Consider the following 16,542-nt stretch of genomic DNA (forward strand, 5'->3'; position numbering starts at 1 on the left):
ACGATCCGAAGATCGCCGTCAGGTCTCCCTTAAGAGCTAAACTGCGCTTGATGCAGACGGCTGTAAACGCCGCCCACCGCGATAAGTTCCTCGTGGCCGCCCTGCTCGGTAATGCCCTGCTCCGTCACGACGACGATGCGGTCGGCATTCTTGATCGTGGCCAGCCGGTGGGCAATCACCAACGTCGTCCGGCCCTGCGACAGCTCGGCGAGCGACTGCTGAATCGCCGCCTCGGTCTCGGTGTCGAGCGCCGATGTCGCCTCATCGAGGATAAGAATCGGCGGATTTTTCAAAAACATCCGCGCAATCGCAAGGCGCTGCTTCTGTCCGCCCGACAGCTTGACGCCGCGCTCGCCGACAACCGTGTCCAGCCCCTTCGGCTGGGACTGGATGTAACCCTCCAGCTGCGCACGTCGCGCAGCTTCCCAAATCTCGGCATCCGTCGCGCCCAGCTTGCCGTAAGCGATGTTCTCCCGCAGAGTGCCGGAGAACAGGAACACGTCCTGCTGCACGATGCCGATTTGGCGGCGCAGCGATTCCAGCTGGATACGGCGTATATCCAACCCGTCGATGGCAATGCTGCCTTCATTGACATCGTAAAATCGGGGCAGCAAGCTGCAGATCGTCGTCTTCCCTGCGCCGGAAGGACCTACGAAAGCAACGGTTTCCCCTGCCCGAATGGATAAGGAAATGTCGTTCAAAACCCGGGCTTCATTCCCATATCCGAAGGAAACGGAATCAAATGTAATATGGCCTTCCAGATGGCCAACACGCACAGCGTCGGGCCGGTCAGACACCTCGGGCTCCGTATCCATGACTTCGCAATACCGTTTAAACCCGGCAATGCCTTTGGGATAGCTCTCAATGACGTTATTAATTTTCTGAATCGGGCCCAGAAACACATTGGTCAAAAGCACGAACGCAATAAATTCCCCATAGGAAATTTGTTTATCGATCACGAACCAGGTTCCGCAAATAAGGACGAACACTGTCACCAAGCGCATGAGAATGTAGCTTAAGGATACGTTCCATGCCATGATTTTATAGGAAAGCAGCTTCGTTATACGGAACCGCCCATTATTGTCCTCGAACAGCTTCTTCTCATAAGACTCATTCGCGAACGCTTGAACGACACGAATGCCTCCGATGTTATCTTCCACTCTGGCATTAATATCGGCGAGATCCCCCATCATCCGGCGGAACGTTTTCGTCATTTTTTGATTAAAATACACAGCAATCCAGAGCAGAACAGGAACGATCACAAAAGTTAACAGCGCCAGCTTCACATTAATACTCAGCATCAGCAGGAGTGCGCCGATTAGCGTCATAACTGCAATAAATAAATCCTCGGGGCCATGATGGGCAACCTCGCCAATCTCCAGCAAATCATTCGCCATTCGCGACATCAATTGACCTGTTTTGTTATTGTCATAGAATCGGAAGGACAGCTTCTGCAGATGATCGAACATCTTTTTCCGCATATCCGTCTCGATATTAATACCCAGCTTATGACCCCAATACGTGACGATGAAATTTAGCACCGTGTTTAGCCCGTAGACGGCAAGAAGGCCTGCGCAAGCCCATAGTATCCACGTCCAATTCCCGGCAGGCAGCAATTTATCGACAACCTGATTCACAGCAAGAGGAAAACCAAGCTCCAGAAGCCCGGCCACAACCGCGCAAGTAAAATCCAAAATAAATAAGTGCTTATAAGGCTTATAGTACGAAAAAAAACGCTTTAACACGTGACTTCACACCTCCTCCGCTTATTATACATGAAAGAAAAATGGATTGACGTAAAAAAATAGGCCGTTAACCGAAGACAGATGTCCACTATTTTTCATATATATAGTTAAACAGCATTCTGTGTTTGTGTGGAGGAACTGACCATGCTAATCAACTCATTGGACATACGAACCGCCATCTTCTTAGCCGCTATGTGCAAACAGAGCTACGAGCTGCTTGAGAAAGGTCCGGAAGGCGTCATTTTGCCCCGCAATTATCGGATGGTTTCTCCCTTTACGGCAACCTCGATCCTTAGTAGGAAAGAGCTATTCGGTTTTATTGCGGAGTCCGATAGGCAGATAGTGATTGTCTTTAGAGGCACATATGGGGCGTCGGATTGGATTTCCGATGCCATAGCCAGGCAAACCGTATTTCCTTATGCCAAAGACGGCGGGCTCGTGCACAAAGGCTTTCTCGATATTTACAACAGCGCCCGCAAGCAGATTATGGCCGTCACAGCCAAGCTTTCTGCCCGTAAAACCCTCTATCTCTCCGGCCACTCCCTCGGAGGATCCCTCGCCTCCTTGTGTGCTGTTGATCTTGCTGCCAACACCAAGTTTAATGAACCTTCCATCTATACCTACGCCTCTCCGCGTGTCGGAAATCCGGACTTCGCTAGTCTTTTTAACCGGATAACCGGTCCGCGCTATCGCATATACAATACCAATGATATCGTGCCTGAACTTCCGCCTATCATATATAAATCCCCCCGGACCGACCAAGTCTACCATTATCTGCATGTCAAAAAAGGGGCCGAACTCACCTTCCAGGCAGGTTCCGTGTCCGCCAATCATGCGATTGGCAATTATTTCACCGAGCTGGCCAAACTTGATCCCCGCTATGCGGAGCAATTGCAAAGTCGAACTCCCGGCTTTTGCCCGTGAAAAATAAACATACCTCCGGCAAATAATCCTGACAGACTCTTGTCAGGGTTATTTGTTTATACTTCATTTATATCCAAATAAGATGGAATGAAAGGAATGGATCACCTGATGAAATCGACGAACCAAACCGGCATCGTTGTAGCCGGATTATTGCTCGCCATTCTCATGGCTTCAATGGACAACACCATCGTCGCCACAGCTATGGGCTCTATCATCGCAGACCTCGGAGGGCTGGATAAATTTGTTTGGGTCACATCGGCCTACATGGTCGCAGAAATGGCGGGAATGCCGATCTTCGGCAAGCTCTCGGATATGTATGGACGCAAACGCTTCTTCATCTTCGGCATCGTAGTATTTATGCTTGGCTCCGCGCTTTGCGGAACCGCTTCATCCATTGTGCAGTTAAGCATTTATCGCGCTGTTCAAGGGATTGGCGGGGGTACCTTGGTGCCTATTGCTTTTACCATCATGTTTGATGCGGTCAAGCCTGAAAGCAGGGGCAAATTAATGGGACTATTCGGCGCGGTTTTCGGCATGTCCAGTATTTTCGGACCGCTGCTTGGCGCTTATATGACCGACTATGTGAAATGGGAATGGATTTTCTATATTAATCTTCCACTAGGCTTTATTGCCTTCCTGATGATTGCCATTTTCTATAAAGAATCGCTCCAGCATGTTAAGCAGCGTATTGATTGGTCCGGTGCCTTAACGCTTGTAGGCGCAATCGTCTGTCTCATGTTTGCTATGGAACTTGGCGGTAAGCAGTACGCCTGGAATTCCGCTTTCATACTTGGACTGTTCGCCGCATTTGCCTTGCTGACCGTCTCTTTCATCTACGCGGAGAACCGGGCAGAAGAACCGATTATCTCCTTTCGCATGTTCCGGAACCGTTTGTACGCCGCAAGCAACGCCATTGCAATGTTAAGCGGTGCCGCCTTTATTACTGCATCGGTCTATATTCCAATCTTCATTCAGGGCGTTCTCGGCGGAAGCGCCACAAACTCCGGTCTCGTGCTGCTGCCCATGATGTTGGGAACCGTCGTTACCGCTACGGCCGGGGGCTTCCTGATTAGCAAATTTACGTATCGCGCTATTCTCCTTTCAACCCTCGTGCTGCTTGTTGGGGGAATGGCCTTGCTCATGACGATAACTCCGGATTCAACGCGTTCGACGATCACACTCCATATGATTCTCGTGGGCCTTGGAATCGGCGCTTCTTTCTCGGTTCTGAGCAACGCCGCCATTCACTCCGTTCCTGCCACCCAGCGGGGAGCAGCAAGCTCGACACTGAACTTTCTCCGCTCACTGGGCATGACCATCGGGATTACCGTCTTCGGAATTATTCAGAGCCATTCGCTGACGAAGCATTTGGCGGAAGCCTTCACAGGTGGCACTTCGGCTTTGCCGCAAGGCTTTGATGTGAAAGATCCGCATGCGCTGCTCGACCCTGCAACCCGTACCCAAATTCCCGCAGGGGTGCTCGGACAAATTTCGGGCAGCCTCTCGTCATCTATCGCAACCACGTTTGCTTGGGGACTCATCCCTGCCGTACTCGCTTTAGCTGCCGCATTTGCCATGAGCAGAGAGAAACTCGAAATCCAGCCAAACACCGAGACAGAAACGGCTTCCCTTTAAAAAAATAAATGCCCTCTTCCACTCATCAACGAGTCGGAAGAGGGCCTTATCGATTGTTATGCTTTTTCCTTCACGGCAAAATGCTTCTGGATCAAGGAAATTTGCCCGGCATGGATGCCTGTATGGTACATCAAGCGTCCAACCGCTTCCAGCGGCGTAGACGTACCTATCGATGTTTCAACGGGAATAAGCCATTTATCTTCCGGCAATTCACGCATAGCTTCGATCAAATAGGCGTTTGAAGCTGTCAGCAGGTCGATCAGCTCCTCTTTGTTCGTAAACACCGCTTTACTCGCAGAAGGACCACCGCTCGTTTGCAGCTTAAGTCCTTCCGGAAAGCTCCGGCCAAAGAACCAATTGGCGAACATATACTCGACTTCTGCATTATGACGAAGCATATATCCGATCGAGGCCGAACCCAGTTCAAGGGTCAAATCGGCCTCGGGTAATTTTTTCATCGAAGCATGAAAACGGTCTTGAATCGCATTCCAAATCGGCAGTACGGTTGTGAAACTCATAGCCATTACACTTCCTTTTTAAGAGAATTTATTAGGAGGACTTAGGTTGTTGGTGGCCATCTCTGGCTACATGATCAAATCGCTCTGCCGTCAAGTCGATATCAAACGCTTGCCCGAAGCCGGCAACATAGCGACCTTCTAAGGTCGTCAATTCAAACAACGAGAAGTCGAGCGTCTTCAATACATTAATCATAGGTTTGCCGAAAGCTTCGCCGAAAAGATCAAAAATCTCCTCATGCCCTTCATTGCCGATGTTCTCAGCTTGGCATACGAAACGGGCGCGTTGTCTGGCAAACAAATTTTCAGAGGAGGCTTCGTCCTCAATCAGCATGACATCCACAGAGGGATTGGATTCCAGATAGCGGAAATGGTTGGCGATGCGGCTGATATAGATGTACAACTTGCCATTCTTTTTGACAAAAGGAGCATACGAAATGAACGGCTTTCCATTCTCATCGACCGTGCTCAGCATTAATGATTTAAGACTGTCTGTGAAATTCAGGTATTGAAGTTTAATGCTTTCTTTGTCTAATTGTTTCATAGGGGATCCCTCAACTTTTCTTTAAAATATGTATACGTGGACCGGCACCGTCGGAGGTATATTGAATATCGGTTTCAACCTCGTAGACGTGCCTAATCAAATCACTTGTAAATACCTCTTGCGGCTTGCCGTACTCATACATCGCACCGTTTTTAATGACACATACCCTATCGCTGTAGGCACTGGCATGATTCAGATCGTGAAGCACCATGATGACCGTCAAGTTAAGCTCGCGATTCAGCTTGCGTACCAACTCCAGCACATCCAGTTGATGCGCAATGTCCAGATAAGTGGTCGGCTCATCCAACAGCAGAACCTTGGGACGCTGAGCGAGCGCCATGGCGATCCAAGCGCGCTGCGCTTCTCCTCCGGATAGAGAAACTACCAGGCGGTCTTTGTAAGCAAGCATGCCTGTTTGTTCCATAGCCCAATGAATAATTTCATAATCTTCCGTATTAAAACGCTCATACCACTTCTTGTGCGGAACCCGGCCATAGCCGACAAGCTCTTCGATCGTCATGTCCTCAGGACTTGTGTTAGACTGGCACAGCATGCACATCATGCGTGAAATCTGCTTGGTGCTAAGGGATTGAAGCTCCTGATTGGCAATGCAAACGCGACCGCTCTCACAGGGGATGAGTCTGGAAACCCCTTTGAGAATCGTCGATTTCCCGGAACCGTTCGGTCCGATAATGGAAACGACTTCCCCTTCATTAACGTCCAATGAAAAGCTGTTTACAATGGTGCGCTCTGCGTACCGAATCGTTAAGGATTGCACCTCAAGCACGTGCCCCATCCCCCTTTCGCATCAAATAAAGAAAATAAGGGCCTCCAACCATCGCCATTACAATACCGGATGGAATTTCTAACGGAGCAAATGCGGTACGTCCAAGCGTGTCGGCGATAAGCAAAATAAGCGCGCCCATCACCAAACTTAGAGGCAGCATTTGCCGGTAATCCGATCCGATCAGCATCCTTGCGATATGCGGGACAACAAGTCCTACGAAACCGACAAGACCGACAGATGAGACCGAGATTGCCGCCAAATAGACCGCAATGAATGAAAGCGTGACGCGGATGCGCGTCAGGTTCTGCCCCAAATTGTGAGCCGCTTGTTCACCCAGCCGCAAAATATTCGCCTGACGGATGCACAGGAACGCTGCAATCCAGCCGATGATCGAATACGGCAGGATCACGAGGACACCGCTCATCCCTTTACCGGAGAGACTCCCGTTCATCCATTGCAGCGCAGCCGGGAGCTTATCGCTGTACAAAATGGTCAGCAGGCCAATCCCCCCGCCAAAAACGGCATTCACAGCCACGCCTGATAAAATGACACGGATCGGCGCAAATCCGCTGCGGCGCTTCCAGGCCCAGATGTACACCATTGCTGCAGCGCCCGCTCCTCCGACGATAGCTGCCAAAGGAACCATGGAGGAATAGCTCGGCAAGACCAGGAGGATGAACAACACGGCAACCGCTGCGCCGCTAGATACCCCCGTAAGCCCCGGGTCTGCCAGGGGATTCTGCATGACCGCTTGGAGCAGTGCGCCTGACGCCGCCAGATTCGCCCCGATGAGCAGTGCAAGAAATACTCTGGGGATGCGAATATCCCATAGAATCGTATGGTTCGCACTCTCCCCCTGGCCGATAAGGGTTAAGACCGTTTCTTGAAGGGTGAGGCGAACGCTGCCCAAACCGATTGAAAGCAGGGTAGCCACGAGTAGTAATAGACAGGCGACCCCAATCAATGTTGTTTTTCTTTGCTGCTTCCCAACCACTTGCACTCCCCCGGTCTATTGGTACAGGACTTGCGATAACTCTTTATAAGCGGCAGGCGCATTCACAATGGATGCAATGCCGAATAAATTATAGTCGAGCGTTTTCATCTTCCCGTTTTTGAATGCGTTTAGCTTTTCCCAGGACCCGTTCTTCTTAACATCTTCTTCGAACTTCTTAGCCGCAGCTGCAGGGTCGCCATGCGCAACGATGAGAATGGCATCCGGATTAGCAGCGACAATGCTTTCCATATTTACAGGAGCATAGGGCTCTTTCAGCTTCATGACGTCGCTCACCACATTGGAGGCGCCTAATTTCTTAGCAAGACTTCCTGCAAATGTATTCTCATTCATAAGCATGAGAGATTCGGCAGATCCGAACAGGAAAAGCACTTTCGGTGCCGTTTTCCCTTTGGCTGACTCTAGTGCAGCCGACTCTTCTTTAGCCACTTTATCCAAAAAAGCTGTTGCCTTGGACTCTTGTTTGAAAAGTTTGCCAAGCACGGTCGTTGATAATTTCAGCTCATCCAAGGAATCAACCGGTATGTAAGCAGAAGGCAAATTTGCAGGTTTAAACTGTTTCTCAAGATTATCTTTAATGGAAGCCGGTCCAAGAATGACATCTGGCGATAGCTTCGCGATTTGCTCCAAATTAGGCTGATGGGAGGTCCCGATTCGAGCCACCTTGGCAAAGGCATCCGGCAGCTTGCTGCTCGAAGTTGGCACACCAACCGGCTCCACACCGAGCTCATTCAAAATTTCAGTGATCGAAACGGAAATTGTCGCCACCTTTGCGGGTGTTTGGTTGTTGAATTGCGCCAAGATTTCGCTTACTTTCTTCTCATCCACAGTTGACTCGGCCACCGGCGCTTTCGTTGCCGCTGCCGTTGCAGCAGCTGCCGGTGCTGCAGATGCTTGCGGAGAAGCCACACTGGCAGATTGGGATTGACTGCATGCTGCCGTCAAAGCCGCCATAATGACAATGAGGCTAACTTTCATTGAAGCACTTTTCATTCTGTTTCCCCTTTAAGTGATAATGGTTTTCATTATCATTATATTGATAATGAAAACCATTATCAATACTTAAATAAAATTTTGGCTGCACATTTTTTTATTGACCTTATTTTTAGCAAACTTTTGGCAAAGGTTTACAAAAATCTTGTTTTAATTTACAATTTTCTACAGGATCATTAAAATTTCGACACAAACCTACAGAAGGTAAATTTCGATAGGGGCAATTAAGTATGGATCTATTGATAAGCGAGAATCGCAGTCAGAGAAATACGATTGCTTTGCGGTTAATGCTTTTTAATTTCACGATATTAATGACGGTCTTCTCTTTTGCATACCTCAAACTTGGGTTATCTGCTCCCCATTATTGGTATATGTTTACGGCCAATATGCTGAGTCTATCCGTCTACATCATATGTTATTGCTACCGCAAGGATTCAGGCTGGATCGGCTATATTCCTATTTTCGGACAGTTTCTAAACACGATGTTGATTATGCTTTTCACACCTGCTGTCACGAATACATTCAGCAGTGTTTACATTGTCGTTATAGCAACCGTTTTTATGCGTAGAAAGGTGATTTATATCGCCATTTCGCTTGCTTTGGCAGCGAATGCTTACTTTTTTTTATTTGTACAAGCCGAAAGGCTGGCATTATCCACTCACATGCTTATAGGCACCCTAATGTGGTCGCTGATGATTATTTTCAGCTTGCTCATGGTGTCCAGCAGCAATAGGAAGCTCATGGCGCGCTTCTTCACATTACAGAAGGAAACGCTGGATAAAGCCGAACAAGTCAAGCTCCTGGCTACCACTGATACGTTGACTCTTCTTCCCAATCGGTTCTCGGCTTATGAACATCTAGAAAATGCGATCCAGAAAGCTTCAAGCTCCGACGGCCGGATCTGTGTGATTTGGGTCAATGTCGATAACTTCCAAATGATCAATGATTCTCTTGGGTATGCCACAGGCGATCAATACCTGCGATGTTTTGCGCGTAAAATGGTACATGCGCTTACTCCCGGCATACACATTTCCCGTTCAGGAGGAGACGAGTTTAACCTCATTTTGGATGTTGGCAGCAACGATTCGGACTTTAGGAGCACTGTTCTTTCGATTTGGGAAGCCTGCCAATCTCCTTTTCAGGTAGCCGGCGTTTCTTATCCGCTCAAAGCAAGTATGGGAGTCGCTTTGTTTCCGGATCATGGCCATACTGCCGAGCAGCTGCTCAAATGCGCCGATGTCGCTATGCGTAAAGCAAAAACCGGCGGAAAGCATCAGTTCCGTATTTTCGATGAAACGATGCAATTAAATCTGCTTCATAGACGTAAGTTGGAGGATGCGCTGCAAGGGGCTCTTGCGCAAAATCAATTCACTCTGCATTTTCAGAAACAAGTTCATGTGCCAAGCGGAGAGGTTAAAGGATACGAGGCTTTGCTGCGCTGGCAGCAGCCGGACGGGCTATATATTCCCCCTGCGGAATGGATTCAGCTGGCCGAAGAGACCGGGCTCATCGTGCCCATCGGCTACTGGGTGCTGCAAACGGCCTGTCGAACGGCCAAAAAGTGGCAGGACGCCTCGCAGACGTTTTTTACAATATCCGTTAATATTTCTGCCCTTCAGTTAATGCAGCATGATTTTGCGGATCAAGTGCTGGTCATCATAGCCGAGACTGGGCTCGACCCCCGCCACCTGGTGCTGGAGCTCACCGAGACCCTGCTCATTCAATCCATTGAAACCTCAACCAACCACTTAAACTTCCTTCGGGATAAAGGTGTGCGAATCGCGCTCGATGACTTTGGAAAAGGCTTTTCTTCCCTAAGCTATATCAAGCAACTGCCTGTGGACATTATTAAAATTGATAAATCCTTCATTGATCATATTGACGATTGCTCCGAGGACAGGGTGATCATGGAATCCATCGTCTCGCTCGTTCAGCGAATTCATAAAGAGGTTGTCGCCGAAGGGGTCGAGAAGCAAGAGCAGCTTCATATTTTGCAAGCGATCGGTTGCGATTTTGTGCAAGGGTACTATTTCAGTAAACCGCTGCCCGAGCATCAGGCTTTCCATGCACTCGTTCAAGCCTAGTATGAAAAGACCGCTCCCGGTATGGGGCGGTCTTTCGCTTATATTATGAAAATGACTCTTCAATTACTCGTCGAACAGTGCTGTAGACAAATAGCGCTCGCCGGTATCCGGCAGGATGACCACAATGTTCTTTCCTTTGTTTTCCGGCCGTCTGGCGATTTCCGTCGCTGCGAATGCGGCTGCTCCGGATGAGATGCCGACCAGCAGCCCCTCCGTCTTGGCCAGCGTGCGGGCCGTCGCAAACGCATCCTCATCGGATACGCTCAAGATTTCATCGACAACGGAACGATCGAAATTGTCCGGCACGAAGCCGGCGCCAATGCCCTGAATCTGGTGAGCGCCACGGCGGCCGCCCAGCAGCACGGGTGAATGGGATGGCTCTACGGCAACGACTTTCACGGATGGATTTCTTTCCTTCAAAATGCTCCCTACCCCTGTAATCGTCCCGCCTGATCCCACACCTGCAACGAAAATATCGACTTGCCCTTCCGTATCCCGCCATATTTCCTCTGCCGTCGTCTTTCTGTGTACCTCTGGATTGGCAGGATTGCTGAATTGCTGCGGAATGTAGGAGTTCGGCAGCTCAGCCGCCAGTTCCTCCGCTTTCTTCATCGCCCCCAACATCCCCTCCGAGGCAGGCGTAAGCACGACTTCCGCGCCCAGCACTTTTAACAACTTCATTCGCTCTATACTGAACGATTCCGGAATCGTAATGATTAGGCGATACCCCAATGCCGCAGCAGCAAAGGCAAGACCAATCCCTGTATTTCCGCTGGTTGGCTCTATGATAACAGTGTCCGGATTTATTTTGCCGGCTTTCTCCGCTTCTTTGATCATGGCGAAACCGATACGATCTTTGACACTTCCAGCCGGGTTAAAGTACTCCAACTTCGCCAATATTTTAGCTTCAACACTCTGCTGTTTATTGTAATTCCAGAGCTCTAATAGCGGCGTATTGCCGATTAGCTCTGTCAAATTCGTATAAATGGTCGCCATCTCGTATGACCTCGCCTTCTTTTATATTAAACCCATGAACTTACTCGGATAATAAAAGTATAGCTTGTAGAGGTTCAGAAATGAAATCAATAATACTGATGGCGGAGCAAGGTATTTTCTTATATATCGGCGATTTGGTATACTGGTGTAGACGAAGAACGTCCTTTCGCCTTGTGGCGCGAGGGCGTTTTTTTTATTTTCACAGGGAGGTTGAAGGAATGGATTTTGAAAGTTTACATGCATCGTTTATCACGGGCCATGCAGCACTTCGGAGCGGTGAGCGAAAGGGGCGGCTGCTCAGGGGACATGCGTATGCGGAGAAACTTTTTCTCCAGCAAGTGTGGGTGCCGCTGTTCGGGCATTTCGACAATTTGCACCCCGAATATGAAATCTATGATTGGAACCGTAAATCCCAATTTCTCGATTTCGCTTACCTCACGCCCTTTGGGAAATTTGGCATTGAATGCGACGGCTTTCAGAGCCATGTCAAGGATATGGATCGCGAAAAGTTCAGCTACGCGCTGAATCGTGAAAATTTTCTAATTGCTATGGGCTGGAAAATGGTGCATTTCTCATTTGACGATATCCAAAGCCGTCCCGAGGTATGCCGGATGCTTCTGCAAATGGTTATTGGACCTCAGATGATCAGGAATGATGCCGCTGTTCTACTGTCTATCATGGAGAAAGAAGTGCTGCGGCTGGCTTGGATGCATGGCCGATCGATTCGCCCCCGGGATGTCATCGACCATTATGGAGTCGATTTCCGCACTGCCCGCAAGTGGCTTCGCGCTTTGGTGGAGAAGGGCTGCCTGTCCCCCGGATCTCGGGGGAATGGCGTTCGCTTTTATGAGCTGAAGGAAGGATCGTGGGAGCATCTTTGACGCAGAATCCAGCGGGGATGGAGCGCGCGGAGCGAGACCGAGGCGCGTGGCGCGAGCTGACCCCGACGGGCGTTACATTGGATAAAATCCAATGTAACTGGCTCAAAAGCTGCCAAACCGCTGCTTTCATTGGATGAAATCCAAGGAAGTGCTCTGAATTAGGGGTAAAAGCGGCTATTTCAGAGGCTCCTATTGGAAATCGTCCAATGAGATTGCCTTTTTAAGGCTGAAAGAGCAGCTTGCATTGGATTTCGTCCAATAAAGAGAGGACGGGGTGGCCCAGGTCCAGCTTAATCGACTCCCCTCTCCATCCACATGCCCTCCAAGTCCAACTTATGATACACTATAACGAGAAATCATGTGAACGTAAGGAGAATATGGACGAATGAAACTGGTATCGTGGAATGTGAACGGGTTGCGAGCATGCGTGAATAAAGGCTTTCTGGGCTATGTCGAAGAGACGGGAGCCGATATCATCTGTGTGCAGGAGACGAAATTGCAAGAGGGACAAATCAACCTCGAGCTGGGCGATAACTACAAGCAATACTGGAATTATGCCGTCAAAAAAGGCTACTCCGGCACCGCCGTTTTTACGAAAATCGAGCCCCTTTCCGTCCGGTACGGCATGGAGGAAGATGAAGAGCCCGAAGGCCGGATCATCACGCTCGAGTTTGAGGACTTTTATCTGGTGACGGTGTATACGCCGAATGCCAAACGCGACCTTTCCAGGCTGGACTACCGGCTGGAATGGGAGGATCGCTTTCGCAGCTACCTTCGGCAGTTGGATGCGAAAAAGCCGGTTATCGCCTGCGGCGATCTAAATGTCGCTCATCAGGAGATCGACCTGAAAAATGCCAAAGGCAACCACAACAACTCCGGTTTCACCCTGGAAGAGCGCGGGAAAATGACCGAACTGCTGGAAGCCGGCTTCCTCGATACGTTCCGGCATCTTTACCCCGACCGCACCGATGTGTACAGTTGGTGGTCGAATATGCCCGGTGTGCGCGCAAGGAATGTCGGATGGCGAATCGACTATTTTATCGCTTCTGCGAGGCTGAGTCCGAACATCGTCAGTGCTGACATCGACTGCGATACAATGGGCAGCGATCACTGTCCCGTTCGTTTGGAAGTGGATTTCAACCGGGGAGAAGACTAGATCCTTCTCTCGGGGGCTCATCTAAGTTGAAACAAACAAAAAGCTCTTCAACCATTGGCTGAAGAGCGCTCCATTTTAATAGTCATATGTCATTCTTCTTCGTTGACGGAAATAAGTCCTGATGCATCTGTACATATAAAATATGAGCAGAGACATTTCAAGTCCCCATATGATATAGGTCGACGTTTCGCTAAGTTCGATTTGCAAATAGTCAAAATCCGCAAACTGTTTTCGCACAAACTGGTCAGCCACCATCTGCGCCACATGATCGACAATCGGCACGAAGTCGCTGCCGTAGCCTTGTGCAGTCATATAATCCTGAACCTCGAGCTTGAGCATATCGACTTCACTCCATGAGAAGGCATGCACCCACCTCATCGATCCGTCCGCAGCCGGGCTAAAGCTCACGACGAAATCGTTCTTGTTGCCGTTCTGCCATTTATCCTGCAGGGCGTAACCATATTCTTGCGGCATGTCAGTCCCCATATTCACAAAAATCAGGTTCACCTGCTTCCACGACTTGGTCTCTCCGGGATGATCCGGGTCGGGCACCGCTTTGTTCAGCTCGGTATTCCAGGCTGCCAGCGCCTCCAAAGCTTTCCTCTTGTTGGGCACAGCACCCACAATTCTGTCGACATGAAGGACCTCCGAGACGAAGCCCGGGTATTCCGGAAGTTCGGGATAATCCTTCAAATCAATGTCGCTATGCTTAAAAAGGCTGTAAGAACCCCTCACCTTATTCACATACAAATGTGTGGAAGCCGAAGGCGTTCCCAGCGGAAACAATTTGGCCAGCTCAGCTGTGCTATTCGGGTAACGATCCGTAAACCGGGTCCTCCCGTCCATGGACTCGTTCACCTCGAACCATCCGTTATCCGAGGTTTTTATTTTGTTCTGAGCATCGTGGTGCTTGTAGTGCCCCGGCTCTTTGGTGCAGCTTTTGCGGCCATTGCTGTCCGTCGAGCATTCCTCGCTGCCTGCGATCCACTCGTCCCACTCCTCTTTGTGCTGCCAGTCCGTAACGGCCCCCGACCAAACCTCCGTATCGACCGTCCGCAGAAAAAAATCACTGACTGTCACACCCGCGAAAAGGATGACGGCCAATACCGATACCAGCACATATCGCCACCACTTGCGGCTTGTCACAAGCTCCATAGCGAAACCAACCACCAGTACAAGAAACAACGCCGCCCAATACGCCATCTGCTACCTCAGCTTCACTTCGTTGTCTTTGCCCGTTTGATAAGCGTCACTCGTACGGTCCGAAGTAATGATATATTTCTCTGCATCCAGCGTCTGAAAATGGAAAATCGCATTCATCAGCACGTGCTTCCGAATATGCGTGTTATATTCCCGAACCTGATCAGCAATTTTCTTTTGATTCCGGTCGAACTCTGTACGTGCCGCAGAAATTTCATTTTGGAGCTTGGTATAAAGATCTTTGCTCATATTCGGATTTTGTTCTTGCACCACTTTAAAAAGCAACTGTGTATCCGTGTAACGGCCGGCGATGAGGTCGGTGTACACTTTCTTGATATCATCGGCTTGCATATCAGTAACTTGCGCCATCTCTTTGAACCGTTTCCACATGTTGTCGTAATTGGATTTATTCGCGACGTGCTGCGATTTGATTTGCTCATCCAGCGCAATCGCCGTCCCCCGTTGCCCCCATACAACAGCCGCCGTGATGATCGCAATCAAGACCAGTAAACCAATGAAGCCCAGGCAACCCACCGCGAAAATCCCACTCTTGTTTCTCATGCTCGAACCCCTCTGCATATGATTTCCATTGTTTCTATCATTCTAGCATATCGGGATAGCAGATTAGGTCAAGTTTTTACAAAATTTTCGCGGTTTCCGCCAGTTCCTGCAACTACGACTCTATTGCTACTCCTCCGACAAGGAGCGCATCCGCCGAAGCGATGGGAACAGGTACATCCATAACCCTGCCACAACGAGCGTACCGATGCCGCCGACGAAGGCGGCTGGAGCCGCGCCGAGGAATCCGGCCACAATGCCCGACTCGAATTCGCCGAGTTGGTTCGATGTCCCGATGAACAGCGAGTTGACCGCGTTCACTCGGCCTCTCATGTCATCCGGTGTCTGAAGCTGCACCAGCGACGAGCGGATAACAACGCTAACGACATCCGACGCGCCGATGAAGAACAAGGCTACGAGCGATACGACCAGATTCGTAGAAATGGCGAAAAGCATCGTAGCGAGTCCGAACACGCCCAGCGCAGCGAACAGCTTGAGCCCCACGGATTTGCGCAACGGGAAGTAGGCCAATACAATCGACATCAGCAGCGCGCCGACCGCCGGGGCCGTACGCAGCAACCCGAGACCGACCGGACCCGCATGCAAAATGTCCTGAGCAAAAATCGGCAGCAGCGCCGTCGCCCCGCCCAAGAGCACCGCAAACAAGTCGAGCGATATCGTGCCCAGAATCATCGGATGCCGATAAATGAACGACAAGCCCATGAAGACGGATCGCAGCGTAACCGGCTCGAACTTGCGCTCAATCGGCTCTGTGCGAATGAGAAACGTCAAGATCGCCCCGATGAAAAGCGCGGCCGCCGCCGTGCCGTATACGGAAACCGGCCCCAGCGCAAAGAGCAGCCCACCCAAGGACGGGCCCAAAATTTGCGTCGTCTGTCCGACCGATGTACTCCAGGCGATCGCTTGCTGCAGCATCGCTTTGGGCACGAGCTGTGGCAGCAGGGCCGACGAAGTTGGCCCTTCAAATGCCCGGCAAGCGCCAAGAATGGCCGCCGCCGCATAAATCGCTTCCTTGCCCAGCCAGCCGCCTACATTGCCGAACAGGAGCAGCCCGGCGATGAGCGCCTCGATCAGTTGGCAAATAAACACGATCCGGCGGCGATCGAAGCGATCCGCAACCTGTCCCACTACAAAAGTAAGCAGCACCATCGGAATAAACTGAGCAAGGCCCACGAAGCCCAGACTGAACGCATCGTGTGTCAAGTCGTACATCTGCCAGCCAATCGCGACGGAGAGCATCTGGAACGAGGTCGAGGAGAACATGCGCGAGATCCAGAATTTGTTGAATGACGGATGCCGCAGAATGGAATCTTTCTCTTTAAACAACATGGTCACGCCCTTTTCTTCATGAAGTGAACATCACAAAGCGGTGGGGCTTGTCCCTTCCCTGCAAATGGATTCTTTCTATTATACGACTGTCGCGCGGCGTAATGGAATGCAGGAAACAAGAAAACAATTGGAAAAAATTTTATACCATGTTAGTATCCGGAA

Annotated in this window: 16 protein-coding genes; 6 read left to right on the plus strand and 10 right to left on the minus strand. The window is 50.1% G+C overall.

Annotated features, from left to right (window positions below):
* Window positions 1-29: 29 nt before the first annotated feature.
* Window positions 30-1,745, minus strand: coding sequence for an ABC transporter ATP-binding protein (locus GC097_RS21330; RefSeq protein WP_171685325.1), 1,716 nt, complete (start codon window positions 1,743-1,745; stop codon window positions 30-32).
* A gap of 144 nt (window positions 1,746-1,889) precedes the next feature.
* On the opposite strand from GC097_RS21330, the gene GC097_RS21335 reads away from it, so the two are divergent.
* Window positions 1,890-2,669: a lipase family protein gene (locus GC097_RS21335; protein ID WP_171685326.1), complete on the plus strand. Its 780-nt coding sequence runs from the start codon at window positions 1,890-1,892 to the stop codon at window positions 2,667-2,669.
* Window positions 2,670-2,777: 108 nt separating this feature from the next.
* Window positions 2,778-4,304, plus strand: coding sequence for an MDR family MFS transporter (locus GC097_RS21340; protein ID WP_171685327.1), 1,527 nt, complete (start codon window positions 2,778-2,780; stop codon window positions 4,302-4,304).
* Between the two features lie 56 nt (window positions 4,305-4,360).
* Here GC097_RS21340 and GC097_RS21345 read toward each other — a convergent pair whose 3' ends face one another.
* Genes GC097_RS21345 through GC097_RS21365 form a run of 5 tightly spaced genes read right to left on the minus strand, consistent with a single transcriptional unit; the run spans window position 4,361 to window position 8,155 of the window.
* Entirely contained in the window at window positions 4,361-4,822 is a 462-nt protein-coding gene (locus GC097_RS21345) for a DinB family protein (protein ID WP_171685328.1), read from the minus strand.
* A 31-nt stretch (window positions 4,823-4,853) separates the two neighbouring features.
* Window positions 4,854-5,363, minus strand: a complete 510-nt coding sequence (locus GC097_RS21350) for a HugZ family pyridoxamine 5'-phosphate oxidase (RefSeq protein WP_171685329.1) — start codon at window positions 5,361-5,363, stop codon at window positions 4,854-4,856.
* Between the two features lie 10 nt (window positions 5,364-5,373).
* The gene (locus GC097_RS21355) at window positions 5,374-6,150 is read right to left on the minus strand and encodes an ABC transporter ATP-binding protein (protein ID WP_171685330.1); all 777 of its coding nucleotides are present in this window, start codon (window positions 6,148-6,150) and stop codon (window positions 5,374-5,376) included.
* Entirely contained in the window at window positions 6,143-7,144 is a 1,002-nt protein-coding gene (locus GC097_RS21360) for a FecCD family ABC transporter permease (RefSeq protein WP_171685331.1), read from the minus strand. The genes GC097_RS21355 and GC097_RS21360 overlap by 8 nt, the downstream gene beginning before the upstream one ends.
* 15 nt (window positions 7,145-7,159) lie before the next feature.
* The gene (locus GC097_RS21365; protein ID WP_171685332.1) at window positions 7,160-8,155 is read right to left on the minus strand and encodes a helical backbone metal receptor; all 996 of its coding nucleotides are present in this window, start codon (window positions 8,153-8,155) and stop codon (window positions 7,160-7,162) included.
* A 230-nt stretch (window positions 8,156-8,385) separates the two neighbouring features.
* Here GC097_RS21365 and GC097_RS21370 point away from each other — a divergent pair, with 230 nt between their 5' ends.
* Entirely contained in the window at window positions 8,386-10,239 is a 1,854-nt protein-coding gene (locus GC097_RS21370) for a putative bifunctional diguanylate cyclase/phosphodiesterase (RefSeq protein ID WP_171685333.1), read from the plus strand.
* Window positions 10,240-10,302: 63 nt separating this feature from the next.
* On the opposite strand, the gene cysK is transcribed toward GC097_RS21370, so the two are convergent.
* Entirely contained in the window at window positions 10,303-11,235 is a 933-nt protein-coding gene (cysK, locus tag GC097_RS21375; RefSeq protein WP_171685334.1) for a cysteine synthase A, read from the minus strand.
* Window positions 11,236-11,453: 218 nt separating this feature from the next.
* Here cysK and GC097_RS21380 point away from each other — a divergent pair, with 218 nt between their 5' ends.
* From GC097_RS21380 to GC097_RS21390, 3 genes are all read left to right on the plus strand, one after another.
* Complete coding sequence (locus tag GC097_RS21380; RefSeq protein WP_171685335.1) at window positions 11,454-12,116, plus strand: hypothetical protein; 663 nt, start codon at window positions 11,454-11,456, stop codon at window positions 12,114-12,116.
* Window positions 12,101-12,253 (plus strand): hypothetical protein, encoded by a 153-nt coding sequence (locus tag GC097_RS21385; protein WP_171685336.1) that lies wholly within the window; start codon window positions 12,101-12,103, stop codon window positions 12,251-12,253. The genes GC097_RS21380 and GC097_RS21385 overlap by 16 nt, the downstream gene beginning before the upstream one ends.
* A 248-nt stretch (window positions 12,254-12,501) precedes the next feature.
* On the plus strand, window positions 12,502-13,272 hold the full coding sequence (locus GC097_RS21390) for an exodeoxyribonuclease III (RefSeq protein ID WP_171685337.1): 771 nt from the start codon (window positions 12,502-12,504) through the stop codon (window positions 13,270-13,272).
* A gap of 75 nt (window positions 13,273-13,347) precedes the next feature.
* Here GC097_RS21390 and GC097_RS21395 read toward each other — a convergent pair whose 3' ends face one another.
* From GC097_RS21395 to GC097_RS21405, 3 genes are all read right to left on the minus strand, one after another.
* Window positions 13,348-14,475, minus strand: a complete 1,128-nt coding sequence (locus tag GC097_RS21395; RefSeq protein WP_216625847.1) for a hypothetical protein — start codon at window positions 14,473-14,475, stop codon at window positions 13,348-13,350.
* A gap of 3 nt (window positions 14,476-14,478) precedes the next feature.
* On the minus strand, window positions 14,479-15,033 hold the full coding sequence (locus tag GC097_RS21400) for a hypothetical protein (protein WP_171685338.1): 555 nt from the start codon (window positions 15,031-15,033) through the stop codon (window positions 14,479-14,481).
* A 126-nt stretch (window positions 15,034-15,159) separates the two neighbouring features.
* Window positions 15,160-16,380, minus strand: a complete 1,221-nt coding sequence (locus GC097_RS21405) for an MFS transporter (protein ID WP_171685578.1) — start codon at window positions 16,378-16,380, stop codon at window positions 15,160-15,162.
* Between the last annotated feature and the right edge of the window lie 162 nt (window positions 16,381-16,542).

This window comes from Paenibacillus planticolens (assembly GCF_013141725.1).
GTDB classification, from domain to species: Bacteria; Bacillota; Bacilli; order Paenibacillales; family NBRC-103111; genus Paenibacillus_E; species Paenibacillus_E planticolens.

Coding starts and splice junctions, on each gene's coding strand:
- GC097_RS21335 (WP_171685326.1), top strand. CDS start 1,890: ATGCTAATCAACTCATTGGACATACGAACCGCCATCTTCTTAGCCGCT.
- GC097_RS21340 (WP_171685327.1), top strand. CDS start 2,778: ATGAAATCGACGAACCAAACCGGCATCGTTGTAGCCGGATTATTGCTC.
- GC097_RS21345 (WP_171685328.1), bottom strand. CDS start 4,822: ATGAGTTTCACAACCGTACTGCCGATTTGGAATGCGATTCAAGACCGT.
- GC097_RS21350 (WP_171685329.1), bottom strand. CDS start 5,363: ATGAAACAATTAGACAAAGAAAGCATTAAACTTCAATACCTGAATTTC.
- GC097_RS21365 (WP_171685332.1), bottom strand. CDS start 8,155: ATGAAAAGTGCTTCAATGAAAGTTAGCCTCATTGTCATTATGGCGGCT.
- GC097_RS21370 (WP_171685333.1), top strand. CDS start 8,386: ATGGATCTATTGATAAGCGAGAATCGCAGTCAGAGAAATACGATTGCT.
- cysK (WP_171685334.1), bottom strand. CDS start 11,235: ATGGCGACCATTTATACGAATTTGACAGAGCTAATCGGCAATACGCCG.
- GC097_RS21380 (WP_171685335.1), top strand. CDS start 11,454: ATGGATTTTGAAAGTTTACATGCATCGTTTATCACGGGCCATGCAGCA.
- GC097_RS21390 (WP_171685337.1), top strand. CDS start 12,502: ATGAAACTGGTATCGTGGAATGTGAACGGGTTGCGAGCATGCGTGAAT.
- GC097_RS21395 (WP_216625847.1), bottom strand. CDS start 14,475: ATGGCGTATTGGGCGGCGTTGTTTCTTGTACTGGTGGTTGGTTTCGCT.
- GC097_RS21400 (WP_171685338.1), bottom strand. CDS start 15,033: ATGAGAAACAAGAGTGGGATTTTCGCGGTGGGTTGCCTGGGCTTCATT.
- GC097_RS21405 (WP_171685578.1), bottom strand. CDS start 16,380: ATGTTGTTTAAAGAGAAAGATTCCATTCTGCGGCATCCGTCATTCAAC.